This window comes from Bacillus sp. FSL K6-2431, assembly GCF_038005165.1.
GTDB classification, from domain to species: domain Bacteria; phylum Bacillota; class Bacilli; order Bacillales; family Bacillaceae; genus Bacillus; species Bacillus pumilus.
Genome location: NZ_JBBOSQ010000001.1, coordinates 915,747 through 938,914, shown reverse-complemented (window position 1 = coordinate 938,914; position 23,168 = coordinate 915,747). Strand labels below are relative to the sequence as shown.

Annotated in this window: 24 protein-coding genes, 1 pseudogene and 1 other annotated feature; of the genes and pseudogenes, 17 read left to right on the top strand and 8 right to left on the bottom strand. The window is 39.9% G+C overall.

What is annotated here, in order from left to right; all coding sequences use genetic code 11:
• Nucleotides 1-16 precede the first annotated feature (16 nt).
• Entirely contained in the window at nt 17-1,012 is a 996-nt protein-coding gene (trpS, locus tag MHH40_RS04840; RefSeq protein WP_003212181.1) for a tryptophan--tRNA ligase, read from the bottom strand.
• Between the two features lie 53 nt (nt 1,013-1,065).
• Nucleotides 1,066-1,284 (bottom strand) — a binding site (T-box leader).
• Nucleotides 1,285-1,765: 481 nt separating this feature from the next.
• Here trpS and MHH40_RS04835 point away from each other — a divergent pair.
• The 8 genes from MHH40_RS04835 (at nt 1,766) to spxA (ending at nt 9,097) form a co-directional block, all read left to right on the top strand.
• Nucleotides 1,766-3,403 carry a peptide ABC transporter substrate-binding protein gene (locus tag MHH40_RS04835; RefSeq protein ID WP_050945285.1) on the top strand — a complete coding sequence of 546 codons (1,638 nt, stop codon included), beginning with the start codon at nt 1,766-1,768 and terminating at the stop codon, nt 3,401-3,403.
• A gap of 115 nt (nt 3,404-3,518) precedes the next feature.
• Nucleotides 3,519-4,463 carry an ABC transporter permease gene (locus MHH40_RS04830; protein WP_050945284.1) on the top strand — a complete coding sequence of 315 codons (945 nt, stop codon included), beginning with the start codon at nt 3,519-3,521 and terminating at the stop codon, nt 4,461-4,463.
• Between the two features lie 3 nt (nt 4,464-4,466).
• Entirely contained in the window at nt 4,467-5,384 is a 918-nt protein-coding gene (locus MHH40_RS04825) for an ABC transporter permease (protein WP_050945283.1), read from the top strand.
• Between the two features lie 12 nt (nt 5,385-5,396).
• Nucleotides 5,397-6,476: an ABC transporter ATP-binding protein gene (locus MHH40_RS04820; RefSeq protein WP_003211577.1), complete on the top strand. Its 1,080-nt coding sequence runs from the start codon at nt 5,397-5,399 to the stop codon at nt 6,474-6,476.
• Between the two features lies 1 nt (nt 6,477).
• The gene (locus tag MHH40_RS04815) at nt 6,478-7,398 is read left to right on the top strand and encodes an ABC transporter ATP-binding protein (RefSeq protein WP_050945282.1); all 921 of its coding nucleotides are present in this window, start codon (nt 6,478-6,480) and stop codon (nt 7,396-7,398) included.
• Nucleotides 7,399-7,504: 106 nt separating this feature from the next.
• On the top strand, nt 7,505-7,792 hold the full coding sequence (locus MHH40_RS04810; RefSeq protein WP_050945281.1) for a hypothetical protein: 288 nt from the start codon (nt 7,505-7,507) through the stop codon (nt 7,790-7,792).
• Between the two features lie 137 nt (nt 7,793-7,929).
• Nucleotides 7,930-8,508, top strand: a complete 579-nt coding sequence (locus MHH40_RS04805; protein ID WP_050945280.1) for a GNAT family N-acetyltransferase — start codon at nt 7,930-7,932, stop codon at nt 8,506-8,508.
• A 193-nt stretch (nt 8,509-8,701) separates the two neighbouring features.
• A complete protein-coding gene (gene spxA, locus MHH40_RS04800) occupies nt 8,702-9,097 on the top strand; it encodes a transcriptional regulator SpxA (RefSeq protein WP_003211421.1) in 396 nt (131 codons plus the stop codon).
• A 39-nt stretch (nt 9,098-9,136) separates the two neighbouring features.
• On the opposite strand, the gene MHH40_RS04795 is transcribed toward spxA, so the two are convergent.
• Nucleotides 9,137-9,802 carry a TerC family protein gene (locus MHH40_RS04795; protein ID WP_050945279.1) on the bottom strand — a complete coding sequence of 222 codons (666 nt, stop codon included), beginning with the start codon at nt 9,800-9,802 and terminating at the stop codon, nt 9,137-9,139.
• A 175-nt stretch (nt 9,803-9,977) separates the two neighbouring features.
• Here MHH40_RS04795 and MHH40_RS18830 point away from each other — a divergent pair.
• The 5 genes and pseudogenes from MHH40_RS18830 to pepF form a co-directional block, all read left to right on the top strand.
• A pseudogene (locus MHH40_RS18830) lies at nt 9,978-10,098 on the top strand (hypothetical protein); the annotation flags it as partial.
• Nucleotides 10,065-10,730, top strand: a complete 666-nt coding sequence (gene mecA, locus MHH40_RS04790) for an adaptor protein MecA (RefSeq protein WP_050945278.1) — start codon at nt 10,065-10,067, stop codon at nt 10,728-10,730. The pseudogene MHH40_RS18830 and the gene mecA, both read left to right, overlap by 34 nt.
• Before the next feature lie 85 nt (nt 10,731-10,815).
• The gene (gene cls / locus MHH40_RS04785; RefSeq protein ID WP_050945276.1) at nt 10,816-12,336 is read left to right on the top strand and encodes a cardiolipin synthase; all 1,521 of its coding nucleotides are present in this window, start codon (nt 10,816-10,818) and stop codon (nt 12,334-12,336) included.
• A gap of 161 nt (nt 12,337-12,497) precedes the next feature.
• On the top strand, nt 12,498-13,658 hold the full coding sequence (locus tag MHH40_RS04780) for a competence protein CoiA (RefSeq protein WP_050945274.1): 1,161 nt from the start codon (nt 12,498-12,500) through the stop codon (nt 13,656-13,658).
• Nucleotides 13,659-13,872: 214 nt separating this feature from the next.
• Nucleotides 13,873-15,699 carry an oligoendopeptidase F gene (gene pepF / locus MHH40_RS04775; RefSeq protein WP_284906233.1) on the top strand — a complete coding sequence of 609 codons (1,827 nt, stop codon included), beginning with the start codon at nt 13,873-13,875 and terminating at the stop codon, nt 15,697-15,699.
• 100 nt (nt 15,700-15,799) lie between these two features.
• On the opposite strand, the gene MHH40_RS04770 is transcribed toward pepF, so the two are convergent.
• The 5 genes from MHH40_RS04770 to MHH40_RS04750 form a co-directional block, all read right to left on the bottom strand.
• Nucleotides 15,800-15,973 carry a hypothetical protein gene (locus MHH40_RS04770; RefSeq protein ID WP_226805021.1) on the bottom strand — a complete coding sequence of 58 codons (174 nt, stop codon included), beginning with the start codon at nt 15,971-15,973 and terminating at the stop codon, nt 15,800-15,802.
• A gap of 296 nt (nt 15,974-16,269) precedes the next feature.
• Nucleotides 16,270-17,181 (bottom strand): ClpXP adapter SpxH family protein, encoded by a 912-nt coding sequence (locus MHH40_RS04765; protein ID WP_050945270.1) that lies wholly within the window; start codon nt 17,179-17,181, stop codon nt 16,270-16,272.
• A complete protein-coding gene (locus MHH40_RS04760; protein WP_008355333.1) occupies nt 17,178-17,576 on the bottom strand; it encodes a globin domain-containing protein in 399 nt (132 codons plus the stop codon). The genes MHH40_RS04765 and MHH40_RS04760 overlap by 4 nt, the downstream gene beginning before the upstream one ends.
• A gap of 274 nt (nt 17,577-17,850) precedes the next feature.
• Nucleotides 17,851-18,618, bottom strand: coding sequence for a lytic transglycosylase domain-containing protein (locus MHH40_RS04755; protein ID WP_050945269.1), 768 nt, complete (start codon nt 18,616-18,618; stop codon nt 17,851-17,853).
• A gap of 21 nt (nt 18,619-18,639) precedes the next feature.
• Complete coding sequence (locus MHH40_RS04750) at nt 18,640-19,218, bottom strand: CYTH domain-containing protein (protein ID WP_050945267.1); 579 nt, start codon at nt 19,216-19,218, stop codon at nt 18,640-18,642.
• A gap of 236 nt (nt 19,219-19,454) precedes the next feature.
• On the opposite strand from MHH40_RS04750, the gene MHH40_RS04745 reads away from it, so the two are divergent.
• From MHH40_RS04745 to MHH40_RS04730, 4 genes are all read left to right on the top strand, one after another.
• Nucleotides 19,455-19,820 carry a UPF0738 family protein gene (locus MHH40_RS04745; protein ID WP_050945266.1) on the top strand — a complete coding sequence of 122 codons (366 nt, stop codon included), beginning with the start codon at nt 19,455-19,457 and terminating at the stop codon, nt 19,818-19,820.
• Between the two features lie 33 nt (nt 19,821-19,853).
• Complete coding sequence (locus MHH40_RS04740; protein ID WP_003211990.1) at nt 19,854-20,483, top strand: GTP pyrophosphokinase; 630 nt, start codon at nt 19,854-19,856, stop codon at nt 20,481-20,483.
• A gap of 65 nt (nt 20,484-20,548) precedes the next feature.
• Nucleotides 20,549-21,349 carry an NAD kinase gene (locus tag MHH40_RS04735; RefSeq protein ID WP_003211364.1) on the top strand — a complete coding sequence of 267 codons (801 nt, stop codon included), beginning with the start codon at nt 20,549-20,551 and terminating at the stop codon, nt 21,347-21,349.
• Nucleotides 21,350-21,393: 44 nt separating this feature from the next.
• Entirely contained in the window at nt 21,394-22,260 is an 867-nt protein-coding gene (locus MHH40_RS04730) for an RluA family pseudouridine synthase (protein ID WP_050945263.1), read from the top strand.
• 42 nt (nt 22,261-22,302) lie between these two features.
• On the opposite strand, the gene prpE is transcribed toward MHH40_RS04730, so the two are convergent.
• Nucleotides 22,303-23,046, bottom strand: coding sequence for a bis(5'-nucleosyl)-tetraphosphatase PrpE (gene prpE / locus MHH40_RS04725; protein WP_003211819.1), 744 nt, complete (start codon nt 23,044-23,046; stop codon nt 22,303-22,305).
• Nucleotides 23,047-23,168: the final 122 nt, after the last annotated feature.

Genomic DNA, 23,168 nt, shown 5'->3' with positions numbered 1-23,168 from the left:
GTGCTGCAAGCTTTTTTTATTTGCGCTTTCTGCCAAGACCCATTGCATTCTCCATTTTTTTCAGCATTTTGTTTGCTGCGCGGTTTGCTTTTTCAGCACCTTCGTCAAGAATGCGATCAAGCTCGTCTGACTCAATGAGTTCATAGTATCGATCTTGAATTGGTTTTAAAGCATCAACAACGACGTTCGCAAGATCTCCCTTAAACTCACCATACCCTTTGCCCTCATACTTTTGCTCAAGCTCTGCAATCGATATGTTACCTAACACAGAGTAAATCGTCAGCAAGTTGGCAATCCCAGGCTTGTTCTCTTTGTCGTACTTAACGATGCCTTCTGAATCCGTCACAGCACTTTTGATTTTCTTTTCAAGCTGCTTTGGTTCATCTAATAAAGTAATGAACGATTTTTGGTTCGGATCGGATTTGCTCATCTTTTTCACCGGATCTGCTAAAGACATAATCCGAGCGCCTTCTTTTGGAATCTTCACTTCAGGTACAGTGAAGATGTCATTGTATTTGCGGTTAAAACGTTCAGCAAGCGTTCTAGTCAATTCAAGATGCTGCTTTTGATCTTCTCCGACAGGGACTAAATCAGTACCATATAATAAGATATCGCCAGCCATTAATGGGGGATACGTTAATAGTCCTGAAACAACCGCTTCCTTACCAGCGGATTTGTCCTTAAATTGGGTCATTCTTTCTAATTCCCCAATATAAGCAACACATTGCAGCATCCATCCTGCCTGGGCGTGAGCAGGTACCTCTGATTGGATAAACAATGTCGCCTTCTCTGGATCAAGTCCAACCGCTAAATAAAGAGCTGCTAAGCTTCTAATATTTTGGCGAAGGGCTAGCCTGTCCTGACTCACCGTAATCGCATGCTGGTCGACTACACAAAAATAGCCGTGATAATCATGCTGCAAATCGACAAATTGCTTCATCGCTCCAATATAGTTCCCCAATGTGACCGAACCACTCGGCTGAATGCCTGAAAAAATTGTCTTCTTTGTCATACTAAAACCTCTTTTCTTCAATATAAAAAGGCCCACCCGTCACTTTTCAACAGAAAAGGGACGAATGAACCGTGGTACCACCCTTGTTATTTCACATGGAAATCACTCAAGACGTTGATATCGGAGACTGCTCCGTCTAAGCCTACTTACTTTCAAAAGTGTTCGGTTAGCTGCTCCAAAGCCCATTCCATACATGCCATTATCTGCTCGCACCAGCCGCAGACTCTCTGTAAATGGTGAATATATGTACTCTTCTTTTTCATCGCAACATTATGTCTATCTATTATAAAGGATGACCATGAAAAAGTCACGAAGCCCTCATGTGACCTTCTCATCATGTCGTTTGACACTTAAAATTTTAGGTAAAATACCAACTATCTGTCAGATTTTTTTAAAAAAGGATGATTAATTATATGTATAAAACATTATTCCTGCTGAATTTGTTAAATTATTTTAATCAATTTCCGCTTTAATTTGTTGAAGTGATTGAGACTTTAGTTTATAAAAATCCCTCTTTATCCCCATTTACGTTTTTTAAAAATATATGAAATTGATATTGCAATAAATTATTCTATTCATTATAATTAATTTGTTCACACGTTTGTGCTAGGCTCTTTACATAGTGAAAATTCAGAAAAAACAAAAGAAATAGAAAGTAAGCTATTTAGGGACTTTTTTACGCTATTTCTTAAATCTGAATCTCATCTTCTATCGAGACCTTTGAACTAAAACATATTATAAGGGGGAATACAGTTGAAAAAGCGTTGGTCTGTTGTTACTTTAATGCTTATTTTCACACTTGTATTAAGCGCTTGTGGTTTCAGCGGAAACAAATCAGGCGACAGCACGAGCAGTTCTGGAGAGGCTAAAACAACACTAAATGTGAATATCTCCACTGAGCCTTTTTCTCTACATCCGGGATTGGCAAATGATTCAACTTCAGGAAGTGTCATCCGTCAGACTTTTGAGGGATTAACAAGAATTAACGCTGAAGGTAAGCCAGAAAATGCAATGGCTTCTGATATCAAAACAAGTGCTGATGGTAAAACATACACATTCACACTTCGTGATGCAAAATGGTCTAATGGTGACCCTGTCACAGCTAAAGATTTCGAATATGCTTGGAAATGGGCATTAGATCCTAAAAATGAATCTCAGTATGCTTACCAGCTTTACTATATTAAAGGTGCTGAAGCAGCGAACAAAGGGAAAGCGAAAGTTGCTGATGTTGGTATTAAAGCAAAAGATGACAAAACGCTTGTAGTTGAGCTAGAGAACCCAACACCGTTCTTTACTGAACTAACTGCATTCTATACGTATATGCCAGTCAACAAAAAAGTGGCTGAAAAGAATAAAAACTGGTACACAAATGCTGGTGAAAACTACGTATCTAACGGACCATTCGTTCTTTCTAAATGGAAACATGGCGGTTCTATCACGCTTGAAAAGAACAATGAATACTGGGATAAAGACACTGTGAAATTGAAAAAGATTAACATGTCTATGATCAAAGACACAAACACTGAGCTTAGCATGTTCAAAAAAGGTGAGCTTGACTGGGCTGGTTCTCCAACTGGAAACCTTCCAACAGAATCTTTACAAACATTGAAAAAAGATGGCGGTCTTAAAATTCAAACGATCGCTGGTATTTATAACTACAAATTCAACACAGAATCAAAACCTTTAAATAATGCAAACATCCGTAAGGCCCTTGCATACTCAATCAACCGTCAAGCAATTGTTGACAAAATTACGCAAGGTGAACAAGTTCCAGCAATGGCAATCGTTCCTCCAACAATGGAAGGATTTACTGATAACAAAACTGGCTACTTCAAAGATCACGATGTAGCAACTGCTAAAGAATTTCTTGAAAAAGGTGTGAAAGAATTAGGTTATAAGTCAGTTTCTGATCTTCCAGCATTGAAACTTTCTTACAACACAGATGAAGCTCACCAAAAGATTGCACAAGCAATTCAAGAAATGTGGAAAAAAGATTTAGGTGTGAAAGTTGAACTTGATAACTCTGAGTGGAACGTATACATCGACAAAATCCACAGTGGAGATTACCAAATTGGACGTATGGGCTGGTTAGGTGACTTCAACGATCCAGTGAACTTCCTTGAGCTTTACAAAGATAAAGACGGTGGAAACAACGACACTGGATGGGAAAACAAAGAGTATCAACAATTGTTGAATGATTCTGCGAAAGAAACAGATAAAACGAAGCGTGAAGAAATGCTGAAAAAAGCAGAGAAAATCATCATCGACGATATGCCTATAGCACCAATCTACTTCTACACTCAGCTTTGGGTACAAGATCCAAAACTTAAAGGTGTCGTCGTATCTGGACTTGGTGATGTTCAATACAAATGGGCTCATTTCGAAAAGTAAGATTATAGTGTAAGAGATCTACGGCAAGGATCTTAAGGTATATGGAGGATGTCTCTCCATATACCTTTCTTGCTGATTAGAGAAAATGTTGTAAAATCATGGAGGTGCAATTCCGTTGCTTAAATATATCGGTAAGCGATTAATATATATTTTAATCACACTGTTTGTTATTGTAACTGCAACTTTCTTTCTCATGCAGGCAGCACCTGGTGGTCCATTCTCTGGGGAGAAGAAACTTCCTGCTGAAATTGAAGCAAACCTAAACGAGCACTACGGGTTGGACAAGCCCTTATTTGTTCAATATGTAAGCTACTTAGGTTCAGTTGCAAAATTAGATTTTGGTCCCTCATTTAAATACAAAGGACAAACCGTAAATGACTTAATCGGTTCTGGATTCCCCGTTTCCTTTACCCTCGGAATTGAGGCAATTCTCCTCGCATTAGCATTTGGTGTATTGTTTGGGGTCCTTGCAGCGCTCTATCATAACAAGTGGCAAGACTATACGATTGCTATTTTAACGATCTTTGGAATCTCAGTTCCAAGTTTCATTTTAGCGGCGCTACTACAATATGTATTTGCATCTGAGGCAAGCATTTTAGCGATTTTCCCAGTTGCAGGATGGGAGTCTTGGGCCAGCACCGTACTACCTTCTATTGCACTTTCCTTCATGCCAATGGCATTTATCGCTAGACTTTCACGGTCAAGTATGCTTGAAGTGCTAAACAGTGACTACATTAGAACGGCTAGAGCGAAAGGATTAACGAAATCAGCTGTTACGATCAAACACGCGATTCGAAACGCATTGTTACCTGTCATTACTTACATGGGACCAATGGCTGCTTCAGTTTTAACAGGTAGTTTTGTCGTGGAGAAGATTTTTGGCATTCCTGGATTAGGCTCTCACTTTGTCACAAGTATTACAAACCGTGATTACACCGTCATCATGGGTGTCACAGTCTTCTACAGTATTATTCTATTAATCAGTATTTTAGTCGTTGACATCCTCTACGGTATTATCGATCCTAGAATTAAACTGACGAAGGCGAAGAAAGGGGTCTAACACATGGAAGAGATGAGAAAAGACTTATTTGTGCCGGCGACGGCTGATGCAGCAGAATCTGAAAAAATTTCTAAACCTAGTCTATCTTTATGGAAGGATGCTATGCTTCGCTTCCGTGCAAATAAACTTGCAATGGTTGGGCTTACAATTATTTTCATTGTTGTGATGCTGGCGATCTTCGTTCCGGTGTTTTCTAAATATGATTACTCTACGACAGATTTGCTTAATGCAGATCAGCCGCCTTCAAAAGAGCACTGGTTCGGTACGGATGATTTAGGCCGAGACATGTTTGTTCGTACATGGGTTGGGGCAAGAATTTCGATCTTTATCGGTCTTGCAGCAGCTGTTCTTGACGTGATCATCGGTATTATCTGGGGAAGTATTGCTGCATTCAAAGGCGGACGTACGGACGAAGTGATGATGCGTATCGCAGACGTTTTATGGGCAATCCCAACACTATTAATGGTTATTTTAATGATGGTTGTTCTGCCAAAAGGATTATTAACGATTATCCTCGCCATGACAGTTGTAGGCTGGATTAACATGGCACGTATTGTTCGGGGACAGGTTTTACAATTGAAGAGCCAAGAGTACGTTCTTGCCGCACAAACATTAGGTGCGAAAACATCTAGACTTTTATTTAAACACTTGATTCCAAACTCAATGGGACCAATTCTTGTCACGATGACACTAACAATTCCTTCGGCTATTTTCACGGAGGCATTCTTAAGCTATCTAGGGCTTGGTGTACCAGCTCCATTAGCTAGTTGGGGAACAATGGCGTCTGACGGAATTCCAGCCATGACTTACTACCCGTGGAGATTATGGTTCCCAGCCGCATTTATCTGTATTACAATGTTTGGTTTTAACGTGGTTGGAGACGGACTAAGAGACGCTTTAGATCCGAAGTTGCGTAAATAAGGAGTGATTAGGATGGAACGTGAACGTATTCTAGAGGTGAAAGACCTTGCAATCTCATTTAAAACATATGGTGGAGAGGTTCAAGCCATTCGTGGTGTGAACTTCCACTTAAATAAAGGCGAGACACTTGCTATTGTAGGTGAATCTGGCTCTGGTAAAAGTGTGACATCACAGGCCATCATGAGATTAATTCCGATGCCGCCGGGTTATTTCAAGCGCGGACAGATCCTGTTTGATGGGCAAGATATTGTCAAGAAAACTGAAAAACAAATGCAAAACATTCGAGGAAAAGACATCTCAATGATCTTCCAAGATCCGATGACTTCCTTGAACCCAACGATGAAGGTCGGGAAACAAATTACAGAAGTGCTGTTCAAGCACGAACAAATTTCAAAAGAAGCGGCTGAAAAAAGAGCCATTGAATTACTGGAGCTTGTTGGAATTGCAATGCCTGAAAAAAGAATCAAACAATACCCACACGAATTTAGTGGCGGGATGAGACAACGGGTTGTCATTGCGATGGCACTTGCAGCAGATCCAAAGCTATTGATTGCCGATGAGCCGACAACAGCTCTAGATGTAACAATTCAGGCGCAAATTTTAGAATTAATGAAAGAAATTCAGCAAAAGGTTGAAACGTCAATTATCTTTATTACGCATGATCTTGGTGTTGTCGCCAACGTCGCTGATCGTGTAGCTGTTATGTATGCAGGTCAGATTGTTGAGACAGGAACTGTGGATGAAATTTTCTACAATCCACAACATCCGTATACATGGGGACTATTGGCATCAATGCCAAGCCTAGACACAGATGGCGGAGCTGAAGGAAAGCTGACTGCAATCCCAGGAACACCGCCAGATCTGACAAACCCGCCGAAAGGAGATGCATTTGCACTCCGAAGCGATTATGCAATGAAAATTGACTTTGAACAAGAACCGCCAATGTTCAAAGTATCAGATACGCATTATGTGAAATCATGGCTACTTCATCCAAATGCACCTAAAGTTGAACCGCCTGCTGCTGTAAAGGCGAGAATGCGTGAACTAGAAGGTAGCTACGAAAAACCTGTATTAGTAAAAGAGGGTGAATAGCATGGCAGAAAAATTGTTAGAAATCAAAAATTTAAAGCAGCATTTCCATACAGCAAGAGGAACGGTGAAAGCAGTTGACGGCGTTTCATTTGATATTTACAAAGGTGAAACACTAGGTCTTGTAGGTGAGTCTGGATGTGGTAAATCCACTACGGGCCGATCCATCATTAGACTTTATGATGCGACAGATGGCGAGGTTCTTTATAAAGGAGAAAATGTACACGGGAAGAAATCAAGACAAAAAATGCTTGAGTTCAACCGTCAAATGCAGATGATCTTCCAAGATCCATATGCCTCACTGAACCCTAGAATGACAGTCCTTGATATCATTGCAGAAGGCATCGACATTCATGGCCTTGCGAAAACAAAGCAAGCACGTAAAGAGCGCGTGTACCAATTGCTTGAAACTGTTGGATTGAACAAAGAGCATGCAAATAGATATCCGCATGAATTCTCTGGTGGTCAAAGGCAGCGTATCGGAATTGCCCGTGCATTAGCAGTTGAGCCAGATTTTATTATTGCCGATGAACCAATATCTGCATTAGATGTGTCGATTCAAGCACAGGTCGTTAACTTAATGAAAGAACTGCAAGAAGAAAAAGGCTTAACGTATTTATTCATTGCCCATGACCTGTCCATGGTAAAATACATCAGCGATCGTATTGGCGTGATGTATTTCGGGAAATTGGTAGAGCTGGCACCAGCGAATGAATTATACGAAAATCCGCTTCATCCATATACAAAATCATTACTATCTGCGATTCCGCTTCCAGATCCAGATTATGAGCGTAACCGCAAACGAATCAAGTATGATCCGTCCGTTCACAAAGGAACAAACACTGATTTCCGTGAAGTGAAGCCAGGTCACTTTGTGAGCTGCACAGAGGAAGAATTCAAAGAGCTTCAGGCAAAACAATTATAAGAAGGAAGGAGCACTGCTATGTCAGTGCTTCTTTTTTTTATTTTACAAAAAAACGAGATGATGGTAATTTTTAGTTAAAAACAAGCAGGTTCTAGGAGGAAATCAGATGTCGATATGGAAGACGTTTCGTTATTCATTCTTTCACTTTCTCATTGTATTCATGCTTTTTTCAACGTCCTTTTTGAGAAAGCCAAATGGAGGACAGTGGATGCTCATATTTATGGTGCTCATTGGCATCGTGTCTTTTTCCGTGGAATATATGCTTCACCGGAAAACAAGCAATCAGAAAGAGGAAGCACGGCGCAGCAAGTATCTTTATTTCATCATGTTCCAAACTGGGATGACACTTATCCTGTTTGTCTGTTTTCAATTACTCATGAATCGTTCGATATAAAACTTTTTTTCTGTTGTTTGAAAAAAAGTGAAACTAGAGGAGACTTTGCTGCGTCTTACTAGTACAGGCGTTTAAATAGCAGGAAATCGGGAATATCTAAGGAAGTGGTTCTTAACGATATCATAAGGAGCGGATCCATGAATTGGTATGTAAAGCTCAGTGAATACTTCCCGATAGAAGAAATGAAGTCAAAAGAGCATATGGAAGCTTTATTAAAGGAAAGAAGTGATGTTTATCATAAGGAGGAAGGACCTCATCATGTGATGATGTACGCCGAATTTGATAATTTTATCTTTATTGATTATTTATTTGTTTCCAGAGATGCAAGAGGTGAAGGCCTCGGATCAAAGCTCATTCATAAGCTGAAGGAAAAAAAGAAACCGATCTTGCTTGAGGTTGAGCCTGTAGATGAAGATGATGCAGATACTGCAAAACGCCTAAAGTTTTACCAAAGAGAGCACTTCAAGCATGCAGAATCAATCGGTTATAAACGCAGGTCACTTGCAACAAATGAAGTGAACCGCATGGAAATCCTTTATTGGTCGCCTCTTACAGATAATGAGGAAGAAATGATGGAGGCTATGAGGAAAACCTATGAACGAATCCATACGTATAAAGATGAAGAATGGTATGGGCAGTCGTATGAGGATGTTGATGATGTATTGAAGGTCATTGAAAATAGAAAACAAAAAAATATTTTCGATCATCTCGACTAAATGAGAATGTTCAGACATCAAGCAACACGAGAAAATGAATGAAATTGTCTAGTTTTTGTCACAAAAATTGCAAGAAAATCTGTTCACACTTACTTTTTTATAGTATAATCACTATAAAGATTACTTATTTAGAACAATTTTAATTTAAGAATACAGATCAATATTCATTCTACAAATTGAGGAGTGAAGATTTATGGTAACATTATACACATCACCAAGCTGTACATCATGTAGAAAAGCAAGAGCGTGGTTAGAAGAGCACAATATTCCGTATCAAGAGAGAAACATCTTTTCAGAGCCTCTTTCAATCGATGAAATCAAAGAAATTCTTCGAATGACTGAAGACGGTACAGATGAAATTATCTCAACACGTTCAAAAGTATTCCAAAAGCTAAATGTGAATGTTGAGACAATGCCTCTTCAACAATTGTATAAACTGATCAATGAGCATCCAGGTCTTTTAAGACGTCCAATCATCTTGGATGAAAAAAGACTACAAGTTGGCTACAATGAAGATGAAATTAGACGTTTCCTTCCAAGAACGGTTCGTACATTCCAACTAAGAGAAGCTCAGCGACTTGCTAACTAATAGAAAAACGAAAAGCTGCCGATCATTTGGCAGCTTTTTTCATTTGTTTTCAGCCGTTTGTTCGTAAAACAGGCTGGCTAAAATGACCATGACGACCGTTAAAAACGGAAGCATCAATTCAAGAGTTGCATGCTGAGCCATAAATTCATTCAATTTCACATCACGAACAATCATTTCACCGCCAGTAAAAGCCAAAAGAGCACTTCCTCCGTATAAAAGAAACGGGAATTTGGTGAAAGCGGCATGAATCAGCTTACTTCCCCAAATAATAATCGGTACTGAAATCATCAGGCCAAAAGCGGTCAGCAGCATGTTGCCTTTTGCCGCTCCTGCAACTGCAATCACATTATCAAGTGACATAAAGAGGTCGGCAATCACAATGGTCTGAACCGCACGCCAAAGGGAGCCGCTGCTTTTAATGCGAATTGATTCTTTCTTTTGTTCAATTAACAAATTGTATCCTATATAAAGGAGAAAAAGTCCGCCGATAAATTGCAAATAAGGGATGGTCAATAAATAAACTGCGGCACCTGTCATTGTAATTCTCATCAGCACTGCCAAAAGTGTGCCGATCCATATGGCTTTATTGCGTTTGTCATTTGACAAGCTGCGGCTAGCCATCGCAATGATCAACGCGTTATCTCCGCCTAAAATCAGATCGATGCCAATAATCATCAGTAAGGATATGATCCATTCTGTTTCCATCCATTTCACCTCATGTCTAATAGAGCTCGTACAACCAATATATGAAGACAATTCAAATATATGTTTCTGTAAGTTTTCTCTGCAAAAAATGCGTTTTTATTTCTTTTATTCATGTTTTATCATAAAATAGACAGTACGAAGCAATACCTCAATTCTTTAAAAGGTTAACATGTAGACGGAACGGGTAAAGTGTAGTAAAGTACTATTAATTGGGAGCTTGTATGTCCCTTCAACATCTTATATAGAAGGGAAGGTTGGCAAAATGGAAATCGAAAGAATTAATGAACATACAGTGAAATTTTATATTTCCTACGGTGATATTGAAGACCGCGGATTTGACCGTGAAGAGATTTGGTATAATCGTGAACGCAGTGAAGAGCTGTTTTGGGAAGTAATGGATGAAGTGCACGAAGAAGAAGAATTTGCAGTTGAGGGACCGCTTTGGATTCAAGTGCAGGCACTTGACAAAGGTCTTGAAATTGTCGTGACGAAAGCCCAACTTTCTAAAGATGGACAAAAGCTCGAATTGCCGATTCCAGAAGATAAAAAAGATCAAACAGATGAAGAAAGTCTAGACGCACTGCTTGATGATTTTCAAAAAGAAGAGCAGGATCAAGAAGACCATAATGAGAAGGACAAAAAACTTCAACTTCAATTTGTGTTGAAAATGGATGACTTTGAAGATTTGATTGCACTTTCTCAATTAAATATGCAGGATTTTACCTCAAGTTTATATTCGTTTGAAAACCGTTATTATCTATATGTTGACTTCCACGAGGATTTGTCAGATGAGCAAGTGGAGAATAAGCTCAGCATTTTGCTTGAATATGCTCATGAATCAGTGGTCAGCATTTACAGACTGAAAGAATATGGTCAGCTGATTATCGAAGGAAATGCCCTTGAAACGATTCAACAGCACTTCTCGTAACCAACAAAAGTCGATTTCTATAGAGGAATCGGCTTTTTTATCGGAATGAATAGGTAAATAAAGAGATCGGCAAGGAGAAAATGAAATGAGAAATTTAGTCAAAGTTCTATTTTTTCTTATCATTACGATAGGTGCTTATTTAGTCATTCAATTAATTGCCGGTGATTTAGCGGTAAGTGTATTAAGTTCAGTCAGCGTTCTGTTCACTTTATCGATTATCTTCATCGGGTTTGTCATATTCTTGGAGAACCGGAATCCATCTCAAACGATAACGTGGCTTGTCCTGCTTGGCAGCTTTCCGTTATTCGGCTTTTTGTTCTATATTTTCTTTGGACGCAATATCAAAAAGCGCCGGTTGTTTGAAAAGAAAGCCATCCTGGACGAACAGTTAATCCAGGAAGATGAACATATTCATAGAGAAGCGATTGAGAAAATGACGCATATGGGTGATCATCAGCAGCTCTTATTTAAGCTGGCCCACAGACTTGGACATACCCCTATTACGTATCGCACGTCCTCTAAAGTCCTGACGAATGGAGAAGAAACATTCTCTCATATTTTTGAAGAAATCAAAAAGGCGACACATCACATTCATTTAGAATATTATATTCTCCGCCACGATGACCTTGGACAAGAATTAAAAGATATTCTCATTGATAAAGCGAAAAATGGCGTGATTGTCCGCTTTTTATATGACGATGTAGGGAGTTTAAAGCTCTCTCGTCAATATATTGCTGACCTCGAAAAGGCTGGCGTTCAGATCGTTCCATTTTTACCCGTGAGGCTGCCACTGTTAAATAATAAAATCAATTTCCGAAATCACCGAAAAATTGTCGTGATTGATGGAGAAGTTGGATTTGTTGGCGGGCTAAACATTGGAGACGAATATATGGGCAGAAGCAGACAATATGGATTTTGGCGTGACACGCATTTGATGATTAAGGGTGAAGCTGTTCGTGATCTGCAGCAGATTTTCATGCAGGATTGGTACTATATGACGAATGAGAGATGTGCAGGTGTGGAATACTTCAAAGATTTCACCCACATTGAGATTACAACAGAAGGCGTACAAATGATTGCTGGTGGTCCTGATAAACAGTGGGAGGTCATTAAAAATCTCTTTTTCTCTATGATTATCTCTGCCAAAAAGTCTATTTGGATTGCTTCACCATATTTTGTGCCGGATGATGATATTTTGTCTGCATTGAAAATTGCTGCATTAAGCGGAGTAGACGTACGGATTATTGCACCGAAGAATCCAGATAAACGGATCGTCTTCCATGCGTCCCGTTCATACTTCCCGGAGCTTTTAGAAGCAGGGGCAAAGGTGTATGAATATGATCAAGGCTTTATGCATAGTAAATTTATCATTGTAGATAGCGAGCTGGCTTCGATAGGCACGGCCAACATGGATATGAGAAGCTTTCATTTGAATTTTGAAGTGAATGCCTTCCTCTATAAAACGAAAAGCACTGAGAAGCTCGTGAACGACTTTTTAGGTGATTTAGAACAGTCGCACGAGATTGTCCCAGAAGAATTTGCAAAGAGACCGTTAAGGGTAAGACTCTTTGAATCAACAGCAAGATTATTATCGCCATTACTATAAAGATTGTATTTTCCCCCTTTTTATCAGGGGGTTTTTTCATTTTCCTCAAGAAAACATCAGTAAAATCATATTTTCACACAATAAAAGCTCATTTTGCCTATTCGCTCTCTTATAGACGAACAAGCTATAATACGGTCATCAAAAACTAAGGGGCGAGCTGAATGAATACAGCGATCATGGATAATGGAAAGCTTATTCGAATTACACATCACTTATCTAAAAACAGGTTGGAGCATGTCAGGACAACGTGCAAATTTTACTGCCCTGAATGCAGGGAAGAAGTGCAATTAAAGCTTGGTGAACAACGTGTTTATCATTTTGCACATAAACAGCTGACAGCATGTCCACTAGCCTCAGGCGAAACGGCATATCATCAGGCGGGGAAAGAAGCCATGATGAATTGGCTTCAGCAGCTGGGACATAAACCAGTGCTTGAAAAGTATGTGTCAATGGTTCATCAGCGTCCTGACGTGACCGTCTCTATTGGAGGAACAAGCTATGCAATCGAATATCAATGCTCAAATATTTCACGGCAAGAGCTCCGTAAAAGAACAGCAGGACTCCGCGAAGCAGGGCTCTTCCCTATATGGGTCCTAGGAGCAAATCGTTTAAAGCGAAAATCTGCCCAGCTCTTTTCCTTCTCCTCCATTCATTGGGGAATGCTAAGGGAATCACAGAAAGGAAGTCTGATTTTTTATTGTCCGCTCCAGAATCGATTCATCCATCTTGCTCAACTCCTTGTATTTCAACCAACGAAAATATGTGCTGCCATGACTGTCAGACCGCCAACAGCATACCGCAAACTTTCGGATATCCTATCGCCGCCATCAAGCAAGCGTCAAGTTTCTAAGCAATGGCTAAGGTGCATACAGCAATTTAGGCAGCGGCCTCCTCGCATTTTATCAAATGAAAGCAAACGGTTGAGAGACGTTTTTTATGAGCATCATCAAACAGCTTTCCCTTTTCTACCGGCTGAATTATTTATCCCGCTGCCAGAAGCGTACATCTTTACAAGTCCCGTTTATGTCTGGCAGGGGTGTCTATATGATTGGATAATAAGGAAAAAAGGAAGCAGTCCAGTGACGATTCAACTGCTGATGAAAGAAATCAAGCGGTGTATCCAGATGAAAGAAGTAAAGCTTCGATATGGGGATGTTTCAATAGAAGAATTAAAAGAGGTTATCACATCATATGTTCATGCGCTTGTCAGACAAGGGTTTTTACACATGACGAAAGAGGGTAATTATGAAGTAGCGTCAAATCAAATGCCGATACAAACAGTAGATGAAGCGTTCAAACGAGATGCTTTCTTATTTCATTAGCATGTTTCATGCCCACTTTGATCATGATAAGAAAAAGGTGGTGCTGCGATTGAATAGAAAGAAACGCTTTTTTCTCATTTTTTTAGTCTGTTTGGTATTTATTTCTGCATATGATTTGACAAATATAGTTCAAAACAAAGAAGATAAATACAACACCAATTTCTTTCACTTTCCGAAAGGTTGGTTCAACACAACTTATGCAAGGGGGATTCATATGACTTCACAAAGCAAAAACAACCATTTACCAGACAGAAGCGAAGTAAAAGAAGAAAACAAATGGCGACTTGAAGATATTTTTGAAAGCGTCGATGCATGGAACAAGGAATTCGAAGCGGTCAAAAAAGAAATTCCTAAGCTCGCCCAATTTAAAGGCAAGCTCGCCCATTCTGCTGATGTACTGTATGAAGCCCTAACCTTTCAGGATCAGCTTTCTGAAAAGCTTGGTAAGCTTTATACATATGCGCACATGAAATACGATGAGGATACAACTAACTCATCATTTCAAGCGCTGAATGATAAAGCATCGAATTTATTTACACAACTCTCTAGTACTTCTGCTTATATTGTTCCAGAGATTTTATCGATTCAAGAAGATAAATTGCAGCAGTTTATTCTGGAAAAAGAAGAATTAAAACTGTATTCTCATGCTCTTGAAGAAATTAATAAAGAACGTCCACATATTTTAAGTGAGGAGCAAGAGGCCTTATTAGCTGAGGCATCTGAACCTCTCTCAACTTCATCTACTACTTTTAGTATGTTTAACAATGCTGATATTTCGTTCCCTTCTGTAAAGGATGAAAATGGGGAAGAAAAGAAAATTACCCATGGCAACTTTATCACATTTTTAAACAGTGATGACCGTGAAGTGAGAAAGAATGCCTTTAAAGCTGTGTATAAAACGTATGATCAGTATAAAAACACGCTTGCTTCGACACTGAGCGGTTCGATTAAAAAGGATAATTTTTATGCAAAAGTACGAAATTATAAATCGGCAAGAGAATCAGCACTATCTCGAAACAGTATTCCAGAAGAAGTATATGACAATCTAATTGATACAGTTCATCAATATTTACCGTTATTACACCGTTATATTGAATTGCGTAAAAAGGTGTTAAAGCTTGATGAAGTGCACAATTATGACTTGTATACGCCACTTGTAAAAGATGCTGGCATGAAGCTAACCTACGATGAAGCAAAGGATTATATGCTAAAAGGGTTAGCGCCATTAGGAGAAGAATATGTGTCCGTGTTAAAAGAGGGACTCAATAATCGCTGGGTAGACGTTTATGAGAATAAAGGGAAACGTAGCGGTGCGTATTCATCTGGAAGCTATGGCACAAATCCATATATCCTCATGAACTGGCAAAATAATATTGATAATTTATTTACACTGGCTCATGAATTTGGGCACTCCGTCCACAGCTACTATACAAGAAAGCACCAGCCATATCCGTATGGAAACTACAGCATCTTTGTAGCTGAAGTAGCTTCTACGACAAATGAAGCGTTACTTGGCGAATACCTGCTGAATCATCTAGATGATAAAAAGCAGCGTTTGTATGTGTTAAATCACTTGCTAGAAGGATTTAGAGGAACGGTATTCAGACAGACGATGTTTGCTGAGTTTGAGCATTTGATTCATGTGAAAGCACAAGAAGGAGAGGCTTTAACGCCAGAATTCATGACGAACCTTTATTACGACCTGAATAAGAAGTATTTTGGAGACGGCATGGTTGTGGATAAGGAAATCGGATTAGAATGGACGAGAATCCCTCACTTCTATTACAACTATTATGTCTATCAATATGCTACAGGCTATAGTGCTGCACAGGCATTAAGCAAGCAAATCTTAGAAGAAGGAAAACCAGCGGTAGAGCGCTACACAGACTTCCTTAAAGCAGGAAGCTCTGATTATCCAATCAATGTGCTGAAAAAAGCGGGTGTTGATATGGCTTCCAAAGAACCAATCGAAGCAGCATGTCAATTGTTCGAAGAAAAATTAAAAGAAATGGAAGAGCTCATCTCTAAAACGGGTGAGTAATGAAAAGACTTCTGTCAGACGTGTGAGTGCAAACTCATCTTTTGACAGGAGTTTTTTTCACAAAAAAGACCTCTTCACATGTAGAGGCCGTTCATTATCATCAACCTTTAAATCCCTTAAAGGTCTTCCGGTGGTTCAGTCGATAAAGTGTAAAAAGTATTGCAGCAAATAAGAGTGGCGATGTGAGATAAAGAGGAAGCATTTTCATTAAGCCTAATATGTTTAAAAAGAAACATAAGCCAATGGAAACAAGTCCAATGGTTGTGCTGCGCATGCAGATCCCTCCATTTTTTCGTTACTTTCACTATATGAAAGTGACAACCCTCTTATGTTTTGTGACAAAAATATGAACATATAGTATATCTGTTGTCATAAGTCGACAAAATTTGATATACTAAAGATGTGAAATTAATCACATACAAACATTACCCCTTTGTTTGACCGTGAAAAATTTCTCCCATCCCCTTTGTTGTCGTTAAGACATAGTGAAACCGCGCTTATCCCGGCGCGGTTTCTTCGTACCTAAAAATAGAACAAATGTTCTTTTGGAGAGTAAAGAAAAAACATGGGTCAGCACCCATGTTCATTCTCACAGCGATAGACATCAAGATCTGAATGATGATCATCTTCTTTATAGCGCCAAAACATTTCTTGCTGCACTTGTACACGTTCGACTTTTTTAGCGAAAGCCAGCTTTTTCATTTCTCGTTCAACTTCATCAAGTGTCAGGTCATAAACGACCGCAATCTCTTTGGCAGATGCAAATTGAAAGTAAGCAATAAACCATTCAATTGGAGGCCGTTCTGATGGGGTTGGTTTTTCACCAATCATTTCAAAAAGGATTTCCTCGTATACATCATAAGAGTACGCACCTGAAATTTTTAATCCTTCATCTCCGTTTACTGTATTAAAAAAGGCAAAGGTCGGAAGCTCAGACACGTCCATTTCAGCGGCAATTTTCATATCACATTTTAGTGCTTTGACAGCACTTTGAGAATGAATATCGCGCTGGAATTCCTCGATGTCTAGTCCAGCGCTTTTTGCATTTTCTAGCAGTACATGTTCACTTGTGACATCTTGCTGATGGCAAAAAAGTGATTCTTGAATGAGTCGCAGAAATTTCATTCCGCATTTTCTACCTTGAAGTTCAGCCGCTTTTAATGCAAGCGAGGCGAGATAGGGTGAAGTCACAATTTGTTCAGACAGCATTTGATCTTTTTTGGTCTGAGTTTTGGTCGCAAATTTCCCCCATGCTTCGGTCAGTAAATGCTTTTTTCGTTTTCGATTCAATGCATTAATACTAGAACTTGTCACCGTTCGTAAAGTGAAAAAACGGCCGTACTTCATTTTTAATTTTTTAATGGATGGTTCTAATAACCAGCAGTCTGGACTTAGAGGGTCAATGAATACATAGATTTCAATCGGCTTTTGAGGATGTCCGTGACAGTGTGAGAAATATTGATCGTGCGTATTGCAGCTCAAGATCGTCCATCCTTTTCAGGTGTTTGATTGACCATATGACGAGCCGTTAAAGAAAGTCGCTCAAATAAAAAGTCACGAATATCGCCGGTTAATCCTACTTGATCCATTGCATCCTCCATGCATTCAAGCCATGCGTCAGCCCGCTCCTCAGTAATTGGAAAAGGGAGATGTCTCGCCCGTAGCATAGGGTGGCCATGCTCCTCTGTATAAAGCGGGGGTCCGCCTAAATATTGCGTTAAAAACTGTTTTTGTTTTCTTGCTGTTTCTTTTAAGTCATCCGGGAAAATAGGATGAAGCAAAGGATGACACTTTACATTTTCATAAAAAGTATCAACAAGTTGCGATAGAAGTTCCTCTCCAACCGCTTCGTAAGGTGCGTTAAACGATTGTACCATGTTGACTACTCCTTTTACTCGTAGTTAATAGGATGAAGCGCCCTATTGTGAATTCATTTATTTCAAAAGTGATATTCAGTTTGTTCTATTTTAATGTTTCTATTCTTGTACTTATTTTAACAACCTCATCTCAATTCCACAAACAAACCGCTTTGGTCTATTGGAAATAAGGGGAGAGGTGGGTTCCGTGATCAATTGACCATATCATAACACATTCAGTCAAAAAAGGGTGAAAAGCGACATACAAAAAACCGAAGAGGTTATTCTCTTCGGTTTAAGCGAAATATTGTGCTGTGATTTTCTTTACATAATTTTGTGTTTCTTTAAATGGTGGAATGCCGCCGTATTTATCAACATTTCCAGAGCCTGCATTATAAGCAGCTAAGGCGAGTGAGACATTTCCATTGTATTTCTGAAGCATTTGTTTGATATACTTCGTGCCGCCTTCGATGTTTTGAGCCGCATCAAAGGCATTATTCACGCCAAGTGACTTAGCAGTTGATGGCATAAGCTGCATAAGGCCAAGCGCGCCTGCATGGCTGACCGCATTCGTACGATAGCCAGATTCTTGCTTAATGACCGCATGAATTAGCTTTTCTGGAACACCATGTTTTTGAGCCATTTGTGACACAATTTGATTAATTTCCTTTGATGATGAGCCGCTTGAAACAGCCTTTTGAAGCGGCGGCGTGTAGCTGTTGTTTAAGACATTCCCAATACCATTTGCTGTATTCAATGGAGCGTCATTCGCATATGAAGGTTGAGCTTGAAGCTGCTCACCGCCAGCGATAGCAGATAAGTATGGGTTTGTACGCGCGTATTGCGTGTTCGGAGCCGTTGATGGGTCCGTTCCCATAAATGCAGAAATTGAAAGCGGCAGGCGTGATAATTCTGATCCGCCTAAAAAATCTTGCAGCAGCGACTGAAATGAAGCTTGTGCAGTCGATTCTTGGCCGCCCGGCATTTGCGTTTGTCCAGGGTCTGATTGTAATGTTTTAAGCGCTTGGAGCTGCATAAAGGATTGAAGTTGATTGACGTTCATCATGTTCCTCCTTCAAGGAATTCATCTATTCTGTGTTTTCATTTTCTCTTCATAAAAACGTACGACTTTGTTTTTCGTGTTTCGAACAGGGATTTGGAATTGTTGGAGCAATGCGGAGAATGCGGCTTGTCCGATTTCCAGGTCGCTCACTTCAAATTCAAGTTCATGGTCCTCTACTGTTAAATATCGGCTGTGATCCAAAACAATTAAGCCTTCTTTGATCATTTTTTCTGCTCTTGACGTTTCAAGTGAACCAAAATACACAATTTGATCCTTTTGAATGTTCAAATGATCTAGCCTGTCAGCCACTTCACCTTTTGGCAGCTGGAAATCGTCAAGGCTTGAAGGAGGAGCGATCGTTTGGTGGGTTTCGAGCAAGCCTATTTCGTGTGGTTCCTTTAACGTGAGAACCCACTGACCGTTTCTTTCTCTCATTCTTAATGCAGCGAATTGAGATTTTATATCAAATTGAGGTGTATCAAAGTAATGGTTGGTTTGCGTGTGAAAATCCGAATCCTTCAATTGAAAATGTTGTTTCAACTGTTCAAATTCTTCTTTCATTAACAATTGCTTTAGTTCTATTTCAATTTCCTGTGCCATTTTGACATCAACCTTTCATTTAGAGGAAATATGATTATTGTACATGAAGTATGTTCATCATGTAAAAGACTGTTTTTATCTATTATTTCTCTTTCCACATGTGCCAAAATCAATGGATAATTACGTGAAAGGATCATTTATAAGAAGAAAATAGGATTTTCTCAATAAGTTCGGTTTATCAATATTGAACTTGATATGATAAAATAAAGCTGTACTTTGTTGTAAAGGAGATCATGATGCAAAACCGAATTGAAATCGCAGAAGCAACTTTAAAAGAAGACAGGCTGATTTTGACGACCAAGTCAGAAGAGCAAATCCAAAAAGCAAAAGCATCAGGACAAATGCTTGTTGATTCTGATCACTTTGCGTTCGTTTACATACTTGAAAACGAGGAGTCCTTTTCATATCTTATCTTAGGGAAACATACATGGACTCCATTAAAAGAAGCAATGAATCTTGACATCCCTGTCTATTTGACAGCGGGAGGACATTTGTTAGAACTCATTCAGCTTCATCAAGAATTACATTATTTAATCGACAATATTAAAGACAATGCCAATTACGGAGATATGGAAGAGAAAGTGAAGAGCACATTCCTCTGAAATAATTAGGTATATGGAATTGGGGGAAGTTTCATGGACAAAAAACAATGGGATCAATTCCTCGCACCGTATAAACAAGCAGTCGAAGAATTAAAAGTGAAACTAAAAGGCATTCGAAAGCTGTATGAATTCGAGGATGACCATTCACCAGTAGAATTTGTTACAGGCCGAGTGAAACCTGTTGCCAGCATATTAGAAAAGGCAAAGCGTAAAAACATCCCAATGCATGAAATCGAAACGATGCAGGATATTGCTGGGCTTCGCATTATGTGCCAGTTTGTAGAAGACATACAAGTCGTGAAAAAAATGCTCCAGTCACGAAAAGACTTCGTGGTTGTTGATAAACGCGACTATATTGCAGAGCATAAAGAAAGCGGATACCGTTCGTACCACCTTGTTGTGTTATATCCGCTGCAAACGATTAATGGAGAGAAGCAGCTCCTCGTCGAAATCCAAATTCGTACACTTGCGATGAATTTTTGGGCGACCATTGAGCATTCTCTGAATTATAAATATAGCGGGAATATCCCGGAGAAAGTCAAGCTGCGCCTTCAAAGAGCTTCCGAGGCAGCATCTCTTCTTGATGATGAGATGTCTGAAATTAGAGGGGAAATTCAAGAAGCACAAGTGGCATTTTCCCGGAAAAAGAAAAACGATAGCTGAGCCTGTGCTTGATCAAATATGATGCTGCCCTCTCATAGCAGCAAGGTGGAAAAGGAGAAGAATTCATGAAATTTGCAGTTTCTTCGAAAGGGAATTCTGTATCTGACACACTCAAAAGTAAAATTCAGACCTACTTATTGGATTTCGGGATGGAACTTAATGAAGAGGAACCCGATCTTGTCATTACGGTTGGTGGAGACGGCACCCTTCTTTATGCGTTTCACCGTTATAGCGACCGTCTGAATGAAACAGCTTTTGTCGGTGTTCATACAGGTCATCTTGGTTTTTATGCTGACTGGGTGCCAAGTGAAATTGAAAAACTCGTTTTAGCTATTGCGAAAACCCCTTATCACATTGTGGAATATCCGATCTTAGAAGTCATTGTCAGATACAACGATGGTGGCAGAGAAGAGAAATATTTAGCCATGAATGAATGTACGATTAAAAGTATGGAAGGGACACTTGTGGCAGATGTTGAAATTAGGGGTCAGCTGTTTGAAACATTCAGAGGTGACGGTCTTTGTCTGTCTACGCCGTCTGGCAGTACAGCCTATAATAAAGCACTTGGGGGCGCCATTATTCATCCTTCCATTAGAGCCATTCAGCTGGCAGAAATGGCTTCAATCAACAACAGAGTGTTTCGAACGGTCGGTTCGCCGCTTATTTTACCAGACCACCATACTTGTGTCATTAAACCGAGGAATGATGTCGATTTTCAGGTAACCATTGATCATTTGACGCTGCTTCATAAGGACGTCAAATCCATTCAATGCCGGGTAGCAGACGAGAATGTCCGCTTTGCCCGATTTAGACCATTTCCGTTTTGGAAAAGGGTGCAAGATTCCTTTATCGGAAAAGGTGAATAAGAAAGAGGTCGTTCTCGCTGGAATACTTTACACTAAACAAAACCATGACAGCCAAAGAAGAAGGGCTGCTTTTAAAGGATTATTTAATAGATATTGGCATTTCGAAAAGAATGCTGACGGATATTAAATTTGATGGCGGTGATCTCCTCATTAATGGAGAGCATGTGACTGTGAGATACAAGCTGCATAACGGAGACAGGCTCACCATTTTATTCCCAGAGGAAAAAGTGAGTGAAGGGCTAAAGCCTGCTCCGATTCCGCTTGATATTTTATTTGAGGATGAGCATGTCCTTGTGCTGAATAAAAAGCCATATATTCCGTCCATTCCTTCTCGGGAGCACCGAGAGCACAGTATTGCGAATGGATTGCTGCATCATTATGCAGAGCAGTCTGTTCGGCTGACGGTTCATTTAGTGAACCGCCTTGATCGTGATACATCTGGCGTCATGCTTGTGGCCAAGCATCGCTTTGCCCACAGCCTTTTATCAAAAGCGCAGAAAAGTGGAGCGGTCAAACGAACATACAGAGCGTTTACACATGGCATGATCAAAGAAAAGCATGGAACCATTCGTGCAAAAATTGCCCGAAAAGGAGATAGTATCATCGAGCGAATGGTCGATGATACTGGGCAGGAAGCTGTGACGCATTTTACAGTGCGAGCGGTGGATGCTGAGTTGAACATGTCAGATGTGACGCTGGCACTTGAAACGGGGAGAACCCATCAAATTCGTGTTCATATGCAGTATCTTGGTCATCCGCTCATCGGAGATACGTTATATGGCGGGACGAGTGAGCAGATGAACCGGCAGGCACTGCATAGTGAGACTCTTGTCTTTCCTCATCCGATGACCGGGGAGGAAATGACATTCTCGGCTCCGCTTCCTGAAGACATGAAATCATTGCTGCTTTAAATAGAGAAACCCGGCTACCTGCAAGCGCAGGACCGGGTTTTTTTATGATGTGAAATGCTGAAACCTTGAATCGTCATAAGGCATAGAGGAAGGAACAGAAACCGTTTCAAGCTCAGGATATTTAAGGGCAGACAGCCGATGGCCAAATACACAGCCTGTATCAATGTTGACAGTTCTGCCAACGAATCGCGGTTCTTTCACTGGTGTATGTCCGTAGACAATCCATGGTTTTCCGCGATATTCCTTTGCCCAATCCTTCCGCACAGGTCGCCCATCCGGCCACGTTTCTCCTGTGACTGCGCCAAATAATAGATAGGATCGCATCTGTTTGTTCGGCTTTCTTCCAATGTCCTTTTCCTTCATCGCTGCGTGAGCAATCATCAGTTCATCAGGAATAAGTACATCGTAAAGCGGAGCCTTCTCAAATAGCTGCTTAAATTCATGTGACAATTTGGTTTGTTCATGAAGGGGCAGCTTTTTTATTTCGTTCACTGTGGTTTCAATGCCATGAAGTAATTTCACCGGATTTCCTTTTAAATAGCGATAAAGCTTAAAGCAATGGTTGCCAGGTACGTAGCGGATCGCGCCGTGTGCGTAGGCATGAATGACAAATCGCATGACATCTACTGACTGAGGTCCTCGATCTGTTAAATCACCGACAAGTGCTAGCGTTCTCTTATCAGGATGGACGGGTAATCCATGTTTGAATTCGTATCCTAGTTTGTGTATGAGGGCAAGCAGCTCTTCGTAGCAGCCGTGGATATCACCAATGATATCAAATTTCATAAGATTTCCTCCTGATTTTTCTCATCCATTCATCGGGGTTAAAGAAGTTTGAATTTTAGAACATATAACGAATGGCTTTCTTTTCATTTAGGCAATTGTTAGAATCAATGCTTTAACGTAAA

What these genes read in the sequence shown, in the direction of transcription:
- trpS (WP_003212181.1), bottom strand. Translation starts at nt 1,012, where the DNA reads ATGACAAAGAAGACAATTTTTTCAGGCATTCAGCCGAGTGGTTCGGTC.
- MHH40_RS04825 (WP_050945283.1), top strand. Translation starts at nt 4,467, where the DNA reads ATGGAAGAGATGAGAAAAGACTTATTTGTGCCGGCGACGGCTGATGCA.
- MHH40_RS04820 (WP_003211577.1), top strand. Translation starts at nt 5,397, where the DNA reads ATGGAACGTGAACGTATTCTAGAGGTGAAAGACCTTGCAATCTCATTT.
- MHH40_RS04815 (WP_050945282.1), top strand. Translation starts at nt 6,478, where the DNA reads ATGGCAGAAAAATTGTTAGAAATCAAAAATTTAAAGCAGCATTTCCAT.
- MHH40_RS04810 (WP_050945281.1), top strand. Translation starts at nt 7,505, where the DNA reads ATGTCGATATGGAAGACGTTTCGTTATTCATTCTTTCACTTTCTCATT.
- MHH40_RS04805 (WP_050945280.1), top strand. Translation starts at nt 7,930, where the DNA reads ATGAATTGGTATGTAAAGCTCAGTGAATACTTCCCGATAGAAGAAATG.
- spxA (WP_003211421.1), top strand. Translation starts at nt 8,702, where the DNA reads ATGGTAACATTATACACATCACCAAGCTGTACATCATGTAGAAAAGCA.
- MHH40_RS04795 (WP_050945279.1), bottom strand. Translation starts at nt 9,802, where the DNA reads ATGGAAACAGAATGGATCATATCCTTACTGATGATTATTGGCATCGAT.
- mecA (WP_050945278.1), top strand. Translation starts at nt 10,065, where the DNA reads ATGGAAATCGAAAGAATTAATGAACATACAGTGAAATTTTATATTTCC.
- cls (WP_050945276.1), top strand. Translation starts at nt 10,816, where the DNA reads ATGAGAAATTTAGTCAAAGTTCTATTTTTTCTTATCATTACGATAGGT.
- MHH40_RS04780 (WP_050945274.1), top strand. Translation starts at nt 12,498, where the DNA reads ATGAATACAGCGATCATGGATAATGGAAAGCTTATTCGAATTACACAT.
- pepF (WP_284906233.1), top strand. Translation starts at nt 13,873, where the DNA reads ATGACTTCACAAAGCAAAAACAACCATTTACCAGACAGAAGCGAAGTA.
- MHH40_RS04770 (WP_226805021.1), bottom strand. Translation starts at nt 15,973, where the DNA reads ATGCGCAGCACAACCATTGGACTTGTTTCCATTGGCTTATGTTTCTTT.
- MHH40_RS04760 (WP_008355333.1), bottom strand. Translation starts at nt 17,576, where the DNA reads ATGGTACAATCGTTTAACGCACCTTACGAAGCGGTTGGAGAGGAACTT.
- MHH40_RS04755 (WP_050945269.1), bottom strand. Translation starts at nt 18,618, where the DNA reads ATGAACGTCAATCAACTTCAATCCTTTATGCAGCTCCAAGCGCTTAAA.
- MHH40_RS04750 (WP_050945267.1), bottom strand. Translation starts at nt 19,218, where the DNA reads ATGGCACAGGAAATTGAAATAGAACTAAAGCAATTGTTAATGAAAGAA.
- MHH40_RS04745 (WP_050945266.1), top strand. Translation starts at nt 19,455, where the DNA reads ATGCAAAACCGAATTGAAATCGCAGAAGCAACTTTAAAAGAAGACAGG.
- MHH40_RS04740 (WP_003211990.1), top strand. Translation starts at nt 19,854, where the DNA reads ATGGACAAAAAACAATGGGATCAATTCCTCGCACCGTATAAACAAGCA.
- MHH40_RS04735 (WP_003211364.1), top strand. Translation starts at nt 20,549, where the DNA reads ATGAAATTTGCAGTTTCTTCGAAAGGGAATTCTGTATCTGACACACTC.
- MHH40_RS04730 (WP_050945263.1), top strand. Translation starts at nt 21,394, where the DNA reads ATGACAGCCAAAGAAGAAGGGCTGCTTTTAAAGGATTATTTAATAGAT.
- prpE (WP_003211819.1), bottom strand. Translation starts at nt 23,046, where the DNA reads ATGAAATTTGATATCATTGGTGATATCCACGGCTGCTACGAAGAGCTG.